The sequence below is a fragment of the Clostridium sp. 001 genome (genome assembly GCF_019056555.1).
GTDB classification, from domain to species: domain Bacteria; phylum Bacillota; class Clostridia; order Clostridiales; family Clostridiaceae; genus Clostridium_B; species Clostridium_B ragsdalei.
In genome coordinates this window covers 505,415-517,380 of the sequence record NZ_CP020473.1, presented here as the reverse complement: position 1 = coordinate 517,380, position 11,966 = coordinate 505,415, and the positions used below count along the sequence as shown (strand labels likewise).

10 protein-coding genes and 2 riboswitches are annotated in these 11,966 nt (G+C 31.1%); of the genes, 8 read left to right on the top strand and 2 right to left on the bottom strand.

Annotated features, from left to right (window positions below):
- The first annotated feature begins 156 nt into the window (after positions 1-156).
- Positions 157-260, top strand: a riboswitch (SAM riboswitch).
- Between the two features lie 214 nt (positions 261-474).
- Positions 475-1,785 (top strand): amino acid permease, encoded by a 1,311-nt coding sequence (locus tag B5S50_RS02205; RefSeq protein ID WP_217303755.1) that lies wholly within the window; start codon positions 475-477, stop codon positions 1,783-1,785.
- 86 nt (positions 1,786-1,871) lie between these two features.
- Here B5S50_RS02205 and metA read toward each other — a convergent pair whose 3' ends face one another.
- Positions 1,872-2,789, bottom strand: coding sequence for a homoserine O-succinyltransferase (gene metA, locus B5S50_RS02200; RefSeq protein ID WP_065078713.1), 918 nt, complete (start codon positions 2,787-2,789; stop codon positions 1,872-1,874).
- A 227-nt stretch (positions 2,790-3,016) separates the two neighbouring features.
- Positions 3,017-3,124: riboswitch (SAM riboswitch) on the bottom strand.
- A gap of 248 nt (positions 3,125-3,372) precedes the next feature.
- Between metA and B5S50_RS02195 the strand changes: the two genes are divergently transcribed.
- The 3 genes from B5S50_RS02195 (at position 3,373) to B5S50_RS02185 (ending at position 7,153) form a co-directional block, all read left to right on the top strand.
- The gene (locus B5S50_RS02195) at positions 3,373-4,725 is read left to right on the top strand and encodes an APC family permease (RefSeq protein ID WP_065078712.1); all 1,353 of its coding nucleotides are present in this window, start codon (positions 3,373-3,375) and stop codon (positions 4,723-4,725) included.
- Between the two features lie 467 nt (positions 4,726-5,192).
- Positions 5,193-6,212, top strand: coding sequence for an SPFH domain-containing protein (locus tag B5S50_RS02190; protein WP_065078711.1), 1,020 nt, complete (start codon positions 5,193-5,195; stop codon positions 6,210-6,212).
- A gap of 2 nt (positions 6,213-6,214) precedes the next feature.
- A complete protein-coding gene (locus tag B5S50_RS02185) occupies positions 6,215-7,153 on the top strand; it encodes a sugar kinase (RefSeq protein ID WP_217302964.1) in 939 nt (312 codons plus the stop codon).
- 63 nt (positions 7,154-7,216) lie between these two features.
- Here the strand turns inward: B5S50_RS02185 and B5S50_RS02180 are convergent, their stop codons facing one another.
- Positions 7,217-7,621, bottom strand: a complete 405-nt coding sequence (locus B5S50_RS02180; protein ID WP_065078709.1) for a pyridoxamine 5'-phosphate oxidase family protein — start codon at positions 7,619-7,621, stop codon at positions 7,217-7,219.
- Positions 7,622-7,777: 156 nt separating this feature from the next.
- On the opposite strand from B5S50_RS02180, the gene B5S50_RS02175 reads away from it, so the two are divergent.
- The 4 genes from B5S50_RS02175 (at position 7,778) to B5S50_RS02165 (ending at position 11,898) form a co-directional block, all read left to right on the top strand.
- Complete coding sequence (locus tag B5S50_RS02175) at positions 7,778-8,122, top strand: helix-turn-helix domain-containing protein (protein ID WP_217302963.1); 345 nt, start codon at positions 7,778-7,780, stop codon at positions 8,120-8,122.
- Between the two features lie 353 nt (positions 8,123-8,475).
- Positions 8,476-8,598, top strand: coding sequence for a hypothetical protein (locus B5S50_RS21765; RefSeq protein ID WP_302180668.1), 123 nt, complete (start codon positions 8,476-8,478; stop codon positions 8,596-8,598).
- Positions 8,599-8,821: 223 nt separating this feature from the next.
- A complete protein-coding gene (ltrA, locus tag B5S50_RS02170) occupies positions 8,822-10,639 on the top strand; it encodes a group II intron reverse transcriptase/maturase (RefSeq protein ID WP_254306671.1) in 1,818 nt (605 codons plus the stop codon).
- A 107-nt stretch (positions 10,640-10,746) separates the two neighbouring features.
- A complete protein-coding gene (locus B5S50_RS02165; RefSeq protein WP_217303754.1) occupies positions 10,747-11,898 on the top strand; it encodes a metallophosphoesterase in 1,152 nt (383 codons plus the stop codon).
- Positions 11,899-11,966 lie beyond the last annotated feature (68 nt).

The following is an 11,966-nucleotide window of genomic DNA, read 5'->3' as shown; positions in this document are numbered from 1 at the left end:
GTATTGAAATTAGTTGGATAGTTTTGATGTGAATTTAAATTTGCTCTAATAAAATGAGGTTGTTGACAAGTAACCCAAAAAAATATATACTAGCTATAATATTCAAAATAATAACATGTTATTAGGAACTGTAAAATTTAAAATTAATTGTTTAATTTCTTATCTAGAGTGGCTAAGGGACTGGCCCTATGACGCCCGGCAACCTGAACGTTTATGTTCAACGGTGCTAATTCCAGCAGGTTATACCTGAAAGATGAGAAACATGAAGATAAAATCTTCTTGTAACTTGTCTTACAAGAAGATTTTTTTATTTTATGAAATTATAGAAATCTCATCTAAAATAACAAAAAAGCTTAGATGCTAATTATATGTTATCTTTGCGGTTTATGATGCAAAGGTGATCGGTTGTTAAGGAGGTACAAAGATTTGGAAGAAGATCGTTTAAAGAAAAATTTAAAGAATAGGCATATTCAGATGATTGCTATTGGAGGAGCTATTGGAGTAGGATTATTTTATGGATCGGCAGATGCCATAAAGATAGGTGGACCATCAATTATTTTAGCATATTTACTGGGAGGTTTTTTTGTTTTCCTAATTATGAGAGCTCTTGGTGAACTTGCAGTTGACAATCCTAATTCAGGTTCTTTCAGTGCCTATGCAACACAATATCTTGGCCGCTTTGCAGGATTTTTTTCCGGCTGGACTTATTGGTTTCAGTGTATATTAACTGTTATGGCAGAACTTACGGCAGTGGGAGTATATGTTCAATTTTGGATTCCTGCTTTTCCTAAGTGGATTACTGCTTTAATATTTTTATCTATACTTATAATAATCAATTTAATTGGAGTTAAAACTTATGGAGAATTTGAATTTTGGTTTGCACTTGTTAAAGTTGTAGCTATCATATGTATGATTATATTTGGACTATTGATTATTTTCTTTGGATTTTTTAATGGAGGACATGCTGCTGGGTTATCTAACCTTTGGACAAATGGAGGATTTTTTGCAAATGGATTTAGTGGATTTTTGATGGCATTTACATTTGTAACTTTTGCGTTTGGTGGTGTGGAACTTATAGGAATAACTGCGGGAGAAGCGGAAAATCCTAAAAAATCAATACCTAAAGCAATCAATAATGTATTTTGGCGCATACTCATTTTTTATGTAGGATCTATTTTTGTCATGTTAGCACTTTATCCGTGGAATAAGATAGGGGTAAATGGAAGTCCTTTTGTATTGGTATTTTCTAAGGTAGGAATTCCAGAGGCAGCAGCAGTTATCAATTTTGTAATTTTAACAGCAGCACTTTCAGGAATGAATAGTGCACTATATGTAGATGGAAGAATGCTCTACAGTTTAGCTTTAAATAATAATGCACCCAAAATATTTGCGAAAATTAGCAAATCCGGCGTACCTTATGTGGGAATATTATTTAGTAGTGCAGTGGCAGCAATTGCAGTAATTTTGAATTATTTTGTACCAGGTAAAGTTTTTACTTATATTTCATCGGTGACAACAATAGCTATATTGACTGCCTGGGGAACTATTTTACTTGTCCAGTTGAAATTTAGAAAAGAAAAACTTCAGTCTGGAGGAAAAATAGATTTTAAGATGCCATTTTATCCAGTGTCATCATACATTGCTATTATATATTTAGTGTTAATAGTTATCTCTTTGGGATTTTTGTCAGCTACCCGAGTAGCACTTTATGTAGCACCTGTATGGGTATTGTGTCTTATAGTTATGTATAGATTTCTTATAAGAGAAGAAGCAAAATCAAATTAATATTAATTTATGTTAATTATAATGTATAATAAAAAAGAAATGGAAATGATACTATTTTATTAAAAGGTCATTTCCATTTTTCTATGCTATTGAAGACTATCCAAATTATAAGGTGTTTCTTGATATACATAGTAATTCAGCCAGTTTAAAAATAAAAGGTTGGCATGACTTTTCCAGGTTGCCATAGGCTGTTTGGTTGTATCATTACCAGGAAAATAATTTCTTGGAATTTCTATGGGCAGATTAGCTGCTGTATCTCTATCATATTCTGATTTTAATGTTAAGGTATCATATTCAGGATGCCCTGTTACAAAAATTTGGCGGCCGCCTTTTGTTGACATTATATAGACTCCGGCATCTTTTGATTCTGAAAGTATTTCTAATTCAGGTACTTTTTCAATATCTTCTTTTTTTACACAGGTATGTCTTGAATGAGGTGCGTAAAATATATCGTCAAATCCTCTAAGTAACTGTGTATTTTTTTCATTTATTATATGTGGGAAAACACCAAACATTTTTTTATCTAAAATATATTTTGAAATACCAAAATGGTGGTAAAGTCCGGCCTGAGAACCCCAACATATGTGTAAAGTTGAATATACATTTTTTTTACTCCAGTCCATTATTTCAGTTAATTCATCCCAATAGTCAACATCTTCAAATTTCAGTTTTTCAACAGGTGCTCCTGTTATTATCATGCCATCAAATTTTCTGCCCTTTATTTCATCAAAAGTTTCATAATACTTGAGAAGATATTGTTCTGAAGTATTTTTTGATCTGTGAGATTTAGGATACATTAATGTTATATCAACTTGAATAGGGGAATTACTAAGTAACCTTAAAAGTTGCACTTCCGTAACGGTTTTAACTGGCATTAGATTCAATATTACTATATTAAGAGGTCTTATATCTTGCTTTAATGCGCGTTTTTCATTCATTACAAATATGTTTTCAGCCTTCAGTGTTTTAGAGGCTGGAAGATCGTTAGGTATATTTATTGGCATAAAAAATCCTCCTTTATATATAGGTAGCTTAGGCATTTTCAAAGAAATAACTAGTCAGTATGCTAGGATATTTTTTATCAAATGCCTTAATCAAATAAAAATCTTATTTTGGATATTTGAGTAGTGAATAACTATACAAAGGAATAGGTTAATTTAAATAATTTGTATAATAAAAAAGCTGTTTTCATAAGAAAAACAACTTTTAATACTAATTATAGAAACTATTTTCCTTATCTTTCAGAAATAATCTGCTGGAATTAACACCATACATTCAAATGAAAAATGTTGGTTGTCGGGTTTCATAGGGCCAGTCCCTCCGCCGCTCTTGATAAGATTTAAACTGATTTTATTTAGCTTATTATATAATATACTAAAATTAAATTTTTGTCAAATACAAGTGTCTCAATATCAATAAATAATTTGAAAATTCATAACAATGAAGAAAAAGAAGTGTTGGTAAATGCTTAATTCTGTGGTACAATAAAAATTAATATTTTATGCTGTTTGTAGTGTTTAGATAGCATGATGTATAAAAGCAATATTCATTACAATATTAATAAATCAAAGAGGGGGATATTTGATTATGGAATCAAAGTTAGAAAAAAGGTATGGCCTTATTACGGCTATAGCTATGGTTATTGGTATTGTTATAGGTAGTGGTGTCTTTTTTAAGGCAGAAAAAGTTTTAACTGCAACAGGTGGAAATCTTACACTTGGTATACTGGCTTGGGTTATAGGTGGTATTATTATGATTTCTTGTGCCTATACTTTTGCTGTAATGGCAACTAAGTATCAATATGTAAACGGTGTAGTAGATTATGCGGAAGCTACTTTGGGCAAAAAGTATGCATATTATGTTGGGTGGTTTATGGCACTCATTTACTATCCGACATTGACGTCAGTGTTAGCATGGGTTTCGGCTAGATATACTTGTGTATTACTTGGATTCTCAATTACAGGCGGAGAGTGTATGACTATTGCAGGCCTATATTTGATAGCAAGTTTTGCGTTAAATTCACTGTCACCAATTTTAGCAGGTAAATTTCAAGTTAGTACAACTATTATAAAACTTATTCCACTAGCTTTAATGGCTGTAATTGGAACAGTTGTAGGTGTGGGTAATGGTATGATTGCATATAATTTTACAACAGTGGTAAAAGAAGTTAATACTTCTAATGCGTTATTTACAGCTGTTGTTGCTACAGCTTTTGCTTATGAAGGATGGATCATTGCTACAAGTATTAATGCTGAGTTAAAAGATGCAAAGAAAAATCTTCCACTGGCGCTTGTTGGAGGAACTTTTGTAATTATGATTATTTACATACTCTACTATGTAGGACTAGCTGGAGCAGTAACAAATAAGGTTATGATGGCTGGCGGTGAAGCAGGAGCTAAATTAGCTTTTCAGACAGTTTTTTCATCAGTAGGTGGTTCACTGCTGTTTGTATTTGTTATCATTTCCTGCCTTGGAACTTTAAATGGATTAATGCTGGGATGTACTCGAGGTATTTATTCTTTAGCAGCAAGGAACATTGGACCAAAACCAGATGTATTTAAGCAAGTTGATAATGTAACAAATATGCCTACTAATTCATCTGTATTTGGACTGCTTCTTTGTGGTATATGGTTATTATACTTCTATGGTGCTAACTTAACAAAGCCTTGGTTTGGATTTTTCTCTTTTGATTCTTCCGAATTACCTATAGTTACTATTTATGCATTGTATATTCCTATTTTTATTATGATGATGAAAAAAGAAAAAGATTTAAATTCATTTAAGAGATTTATAGCACCTATTATTTCTCTAGCTGGATGTATTTTTATGATAATTGCTGCTTGCTTTTCTCATAAAATGGAAGTCGTTGCATACTTAATTGTCTTTGCAGTTGTAATGATTTTTGGGGCTATGTTTTCTAAAGAAAAGATTGCGGAATAAGGATAATAATAGAATTGAATGCATAAAGAAAAAATATCAATGAATCTTACTTAGTGGGAAAAGCAGAGAACTTAAATCTTTGATTTAAAGTGAATCGCTTTCTCTTTAGAGTTTTGCTTCTCCCACTAAGTTTAGATGAATTATATAGGGGCGTAGCTACTGTTATCTCCCACTTTGATAGAAGTAGGAGTGTTACAGTAGGTAGCCATCAGATAAAAACAAAGGGTTAAAGTATTTAGCCCTTTGTTTTTATATTTTTTGATATCTATATTAAAAAAGTATTGACATAAGGACACGTTAGTAATATTATGTTAATAACAAATATTTAATAACAAATTTTAAATATGTAGGTGATAATATGGATAAAAAGCAATTTCAAAATGAAAAAGATTTTCTAAAAAAAGATGAAGGCCATAGATCATCTAAATTCTATAAATTTAATAATATTTTTTAGGAGGAGTAAAATTATGTTTGGATTTAAATTTATAAAATTTCAACCAAGTGAGTATGTGTTAAAGTATAGGAACGGTAAAATTGTAAGGGAAGGTGCTGGAATATCATTTTATTATTATGTTCCAACCACTTCAATTGTTCTTGTTCCTGTTGGAAGTGTGGATTCACCTTTTATTTTTGAAGAAGTTACTTCAGATTTTCAGACGGTTACAGTTCAAGGACAGGTTACTTTCAGAATTGTTGATCAAAAGAAAATTGCAGGAGTTTTAAATTATACATTTGATATGAAGAAAGGAAAGGGCTATGTTTCCGATGATCCTCAAAAACTTCCGCAAAGGGTAATAAATATTGTAAGGGTGCTAACTAAAAAGACAATCGAGAATTTGGAGCTCAAAGATGCTATTAAATCAAGTGAAGTACTTGCAAGTGAGATATTGAGTAAGATTAAAAAAAGTGAGGAGATAGAACTTCTTGGAATTGAGATACTTGGACTTTCAATATTAAATATCGTTCCAAATAAAGAAACCGCAAGGGCATTAGAAGCCCAGACAAGGGAGCAAATCTTGAAAAAAGCAGATGAAGCTATTTATGAGAGAAGAAATGCTTCAATTGAACAGGAAAGACGTGTAAAGGAAAATGAATATAATACGGAGATAGCAGTTGAAAATAAGAAAAAACAAGTTAGAGAAACCCAACTTGAAGCAGAGAGAACTTTCCAGCAAAAGCAAAATGAACTCAAACAAGAAAAGATGAATTTTGAAACTGCACTTGAAGAAAAAAAGAAATCACTTGTTGACATTTCTGTAAAAAATTCAAAAGTTAGAGCTGATGCAAAAGCTTATGAATTGTCAGCTGTTATGAAGTCGCTAGAAGGAATAGATTCTAATGTAATACAATCTCTTGCAAGCATTGGAATGCAGCCAAATAAATTAGCAGCACTTGCCCTTCAAGAACTAGCAGAGAATGCAGGAAAAATTGGACAGCTTAATATATCACCCGATCTTTTTCAAGAAATGCTTAAAGGGAGAAATTAGTTATGGTAAGATTAACTGAAAATAAGATAGTTATAATAAAGAGAAAGACAGGACTTGAAGAATTAATTGCAAGATATAATACAATTGAACAAGCAAAGTTTTATATCGAACATCTTGGAAGTGACTTTTCAGATTATATCACTGAAGATAAAATTTATAAACAAGCTGTATCTAAAGCTCAAAGTCAACTTGAAGAATTAGGTAGAACTCAAATTGTGGATAGGGATTTTATACCTAACTTTATATTTGGGGGTAATGATTTAGTGGTAGTTATAGGACAAGATGGTCTTGTGGCAAATACTTTAAAGTATCTTTCAAATCAGCTTTTAATTGGTGTAAATCCTGATCCTTCAAGGTGGGATGGAGTGCTTCTTCCATTTAAAGTTGATGATCTTAAATTGGTTGTTAAAGATGTCTTTAATGTAAAAAGACAAGTTAAAGAAGTTTCCATGGCAAAAGCAGCTTTAAATGATGGACAGAGTATTTATGCTGTAAATGACTTGTTCATAGGACAAAAAAGTCATGTATCTGCTAGGTACAATATAAAGTTGGGAAAAGATGAAGAACATCAATCTTCAAGTGGAGTTATTGTATCTACTGGTCTTGGTTCAACAGGGTGGCTCAAAAGTATACTCACAGGTGCTACAAATATTATAAATAACACGTCCAATTTAGATCTTAAAATCAAGCAAAAAAATAATCCAGCTTGGGACATTGACTATTTGTACTTTTCTGTACGTGAGCCTTTCCCAAGTAGAACTACAAAAGCAGATATAGTTTTTGGAAAAGTTAAGAAAGGATCTCAACTAAAGATCTCATCTCAAATGCCTGAAAATGGAGTTATATTTAGTGATGGCATTGAAAGTGACTATCTCAAATTTAACTCTGGTATAGAAGCCACAATCACACTTGCTGAAAAAAAGGGCCATCTAGTTATATGATTTTATGAAACTCTAAGTAAAAATGATTTATTAACTTCCGGAAGTTTAATTTAGTCTTTAAAATTAAAGAGCATATTCTTTAGGTGGATTACCTGAAAAATCCGCTATTACAGCTTTTGCATCTTTAAGATAAAAAATTTCGAAAATTGGGTTTTCTGCTGACTTATAAAGTGATTTTACTAGACTACTGCTCTCTATAATAGCTTTTTTAGTTTCCATATCATTTGAAAACACAACTTTACCATTTAATCTTATCCATGCAAATTTTGGACTTGATGTTGAAATTTCAACATAGGGACATTTTTGAAGTTGGGCAAAAACGTCTTTTTTATTGTTTGTGCAGAAATATAGATTCCCATCTTTCTCAAGCATAAATTGGAAAGGACGTACTTTGGGTTTACCGTCTAATCCTACAGTTGCAAAATATTGCACTGGATTTTCTTTTAAAAATTTTACTACTTCGTTCATGTTAATGAACCTCCTTTAAAATTGAACTTGCAATTTGCTACTTACAAATTTATAATAATATTCATAATATCAAATGTAAAGTAAGCACTTAAAAGTACTGTAGTTACCTAAAGTATACTATTGTGTGTTTATAATACTTTTAAAGGAGAAACTTTTATGGATAAAAAAGATTTACCTGCATGTCCAGTTGAAACTACACTCTCACTCATAGGTGATAAGTGGAAAGTTTTAATCATTAGAGATTTGCTTACAGGTACCAAAAGATTTGGAGAATTAAAAAAGTCGGTTGGAAGTATTTCGCAAAAAGTTTTAACTCAAAATTTAAGACGAATGGAGCAAGATGGTCTTGTAAATAGAAAAGTATATGCCGAGGTTCCACCTAGAGTTGAGTATTCACTGACAAGCCTTGGATTCAGTTTAAAGCCAATACTAGATGTCATGTGGAGTTGGGGAGAAGAATATAAGAAATGCAGTGTAGGTAATCGTGCGACTTGTTTCTAAGTAAAAAGCTTAGACTAATTAGCTGATTAAATTCAGAAATTAGAACTGTTATTACGAGAAATCAAATGATAGAGTAACGCCTTGAAGGGTTTCCACTAATACTCCGATTAGCGTCTTAATAAGTAAATATTAAGAGGTTGAAAGCTCGGTGAAGACGACTGAGAGCCACTGTAAGTAGATGAAATAATCCCTACACGAAATGCGAACTAGAGGTAGTCGAGTGGTGATAGGACGGGTGTCTATAAAATATCTATGGTTAGGATGTTGCTTAGCAACTGACAAAGTTGGGAATGTACAGGTCTAAACTACAAATATCTAGAAATGGATATAACACATATGTGTGGTAAGTGTGGATGAGTAAAATTAGTTACTATGAAAATCCATATAGTGTTATAGGCATTATCAAACTTACAGGCTTATACCAACAACCTAAGGATATATGTAAAGATAATAATAACGGAACAAGGAAAGCTTAGAATATGGAGGTTTTACTACCTATGAAGTAGTGGTAAGGAAAAGAGTATATCTATAACTTATCTTAATCTAAGTGATGGTGGTGGCATGAAGCAAAGATAACTATCGTAATGATAGATTAGTAATAGCCACTAGACAATTTGTTATATGAAAATTAAATACTGAATAAAACCAAGGTTCGAGTAAGACTAAGAGATGTTAAATCCGTTAAAGGAGAAAACAGACTTGGAGGAAAGCTTAAAATTAGAGAAAAGACAGTTACTAAGAAATAATGAATATTACACAATTCAAGGCACATTTGACAATCTGTATAATCAATCTTGTAACAATAAAAAGTTTACAGACCTAATGCAGTATATAACCTCTAAGAATAATATCTTACTGGCATATAGAAATATCAAGAAAAACAAAGGTTCAACAACATTTGGAACTGACAATCTTGATATAAGCTACTTCAAGGATATGAAAACAGACAAATTTGTTACACGTATCCGAAATAAACTAGCAGACTATATACCAAAAAGTATAAGACGTGTGGAAATTCCTAAACCAAATGGTAAAACTAGACCACTAGGAATACCATGTATCGAAGATAGAATTATCCAACAATGTATTAAACAAGTGTTAGAGCCTATATGTGAAGCCAAATTCCATAAACATAGTTATGGTTTTAGACCTAATCGGTCAACAAGCCATGCAATAGCAAGAAGCATGTATCTAATGAATATAAATAAACTACACTACGTAGTAGATATAGACATCAAAGGTTTCTTCGATAACGTCAATCATAGTAAATTAAAAAAACAAATGTGGAATTTAGGAATTCAAGATAAAAACTTGCTTAGCATAATTGGAAAAATACTAAAATCAGAAATACAAGGAATAGGAATACCAACAAAGGGTACACCACAAGGTGGCATAATTAGTCCATTGTTATCAAATATAGTTCTTAATGAACTGGATTGGTGGATTAGTTCACAATGGGAAACTTTTGAAACAAAACATAGTTACACACAAAATAACAAAGATAAAGCATTAAAGAAAACAAATCTCAAGGAAATATTCTTAGTAAGATATGCAGATGATTTTAAAATTTTTTGTAGAGACTATAAAACTGCACAGAAAATCTATAATGCTACAAAAATATGGTTAAAAGAGAGATTGGATTTAGATATAAGTCCTGATAAATCTAAGATAACCAACTTAAGAAAGAATTACACAGAGTTCTTAGGATTTAAACTAACACTAAAACCCAAGAGAGGTAAATATGTATGTCAAAGTAGAATGTGTGATAAAGCTAAAAAGAATACTGTTGACAAGCTAAAGAAGCAAATTAAGAAAATCCAAAAGCATTGCAATGGTATAGAAGTAAATAAATTGAATTCAATGATATTAGGAAGTCACAATTATTATAATAGTGCTACAAATGTATCATTAGACTTTAGAGAAATAAATTTCTTAGTTATAAAAACCTTGGAAATACGTTTAAGGAGTTATATATCAGATAAACCTAAGTTTTCGAAAACCTATGAACGGTTATATGGAAACTACAATGGAAAAATCAGAACGATTCATGATGTTACGATATTTCCAATCTATGGTTGTAAAACAAAACCACCTATGAGTTTTAGTCAAGATATCTGTAATTATACAAAACTTGGCAGAGAAAAAATCCATAAAAATCTTAGAGGCTATAAACACTTAATTAACCACCTACTAAGAACAACAAATGGAAATAAAACTGCTGAATTTGACGATAATAGAATATCTTTGATTGCTGGACAACAGGGTAAATGTTATATTACAGGGTTAGACTTGGAAATAGATAACATGGAATGTCATCATAAAAAACAAAAATGTGATGGTGGAACAAATGAATATAAAAATCTTGTTTGGATATGTGGAGAAGTCCACAAGCTTATTCATAGTACTAAACAAGATACTATAAACAAATATCTAGGTTTATTGTCCCTTGATGAAAAAGGGTTAAATCGTGTCAATTCTTTAAGAAAGTTAGTAGGAAATTCAGTTATTTTTAATTAGAAAGTAATAAATTGTTGGGGCGCCGTATGAGTTCGAAAGTCTCAAGTACGGTGTTAACTGGGGGAAAAGGTGGAGATAACATCAAAGTTTTACCTATCAGAACACTTATGCTAATTGAAAATATTATTTTACTTATGCTTATTTTGCTTTTATATATAATAGTATGGTATTACGTTGGAAGAAAAGTAAAAGGGGTATTTTTAAAGAAAAATAAAAATTTAAAAAAGAGACTGTACTGGATTGGATTTTGGTTCATAGCTTTTTCTTATATTATAAGTTCTATATTTAAAAGTGTTGTATCAGTAAACAACATATTAGCTTCACTATTAACACTAATAGGAGCAGTATCTCTAGACATTTTGTATTACTTACTTATATTATTTCTGCTCACGGATGTGGTAAAATTTATTTTAAAAAAGGTAGGGTTTAAGGGGAAAATTAGAAATTGTATAAGTGTCATATATGATGATGGAATTTCAATTTTTATAATAGTTTTAATTATTTTTTCCTTTGGCATGTGGAATGCCCTTCATCCAGTCATAACAAATTATAGTATAGATATAAATAAAAGTGCAGGTAAAATAAATTCACTAAACGTGGTAATGGTGTCAGATGTACACATGGGTATAATGATTAAGGAAAAAGGCATAGATAAAATGGTGAATTCCATAAATAAATTAAAACCTGACATAGTTTTCTTTTGTGGAGATATGGTTGATGAAAGTACAACTACAAAGTTAAAGAAATATTATGGACAAGCTTTTAAAAAGATAAACTCAAAGTATGGTGTATATTACATTACAGGAAATCATGAATATGGAGAAAATTTATCTGAAACAATTAGTTATATGAATGAAGCAAAGGTTAAAGTACTGCAAGATAAAGCAGTTAAAATAGACAATAGTTTTTATGTGGTAGGTAGAAAGGATGCTGATAGCGGCGAAAAGATAAAACCGCTAAAGGAAATTTTGAAAAATACAGACAAATCCCTACCTATTATAGAATTAAATCATAGACCGGTGGGTCTTGAGGAGGCTCATAAGGAAGATGTGGATTTACAGCTTTCGGGACATACTCACAGGGGGCAAGTTTTCCCTAATAATCTTATGACAAAGCTTATTTATGAAGATGACTATGGATATCTTAAAAAGGACAATTTTAATTTAATAGTTACTTCTGGTTATGGGACCTGGGGACCTCCCATAAGAATTGGAACAAAAGGTGAAATAGTAAATATTAAAATTAAGTTTAAGCACTAGGCAATGAAATATGAATAAGAAAAATGAGGCGAGTGAAACATATATTTTACTTGCCTCATTTTTCTTTA

What these genes read in the sequence shown, in the direction of transcription:
- B5S50_RS02205 (WP_217303755.1), top strand. Translation starts at nt 475, where the DNA reads ATGATTGCTATTGGAGGAGCTATTGGAGTAGGATTATTTTATGGATCG.
- metA (WP_065078713.1), bottom strand. Translation starts at nt 2,789, where the DNA reads ATGCCAATAAATATACCTAACGATCTTCCAGCCTCTAAAACACTGAAG.
- B5S50_RS02195 (WP_065078712.1), top strand. Translation starts at nt 3,373, where the DNA reads ATGGAATCAAAGTTAGAAAAAAGGTATGGCCTTATTACGGCTATAGCT.
- B5S50_RS02190 (WP_065078711.1), top strand. Translation starts at nt 5,193, where the DNA reads ATGTTTGGATTTAAATTTATAAAATTTCAACCAAGTGAGTATGTGTTA.
- B5S50_RS02185 (WP_217302964.1), top strand. Translation starts at nt 6,215, where the DNA reads ATGGTAAGATTAACTGAAAATAAGATAGTTATAATAAAGAGAAAGACA.
- B5S50_RS02180 (WP_065078709.1), bottom strand. Translation starts at nt 7,621, where the DNA reads ATGAACGAAGTAGTAAAATTTTTAAAAGAAAATCCAGTGCAATATTTT.
- B5S50_RS02175 (WP_217302963.1), top strand. Translation starts at nt 7,778, where the DNA reads ATGGATAAAAAAGATTTACCTGCATGTCCAGTTGAAACTACACTCTCA.
- B5S50_RS21765 (WP_302180668.1), top strand. Translation starts at nt 8,476, where the DNA reads ATGAGTAAAATTAGTTACTATGAAAATCCATATAGTGTTATAGGCATT.
- B5S50_RS02165 (WP_217303754.1), top strand. Translation starts at nt 10,747, where the DNA reads ATGCTAATTGAAAATATTATTTTACTTATGCTTATTTTGCTTTTATAT.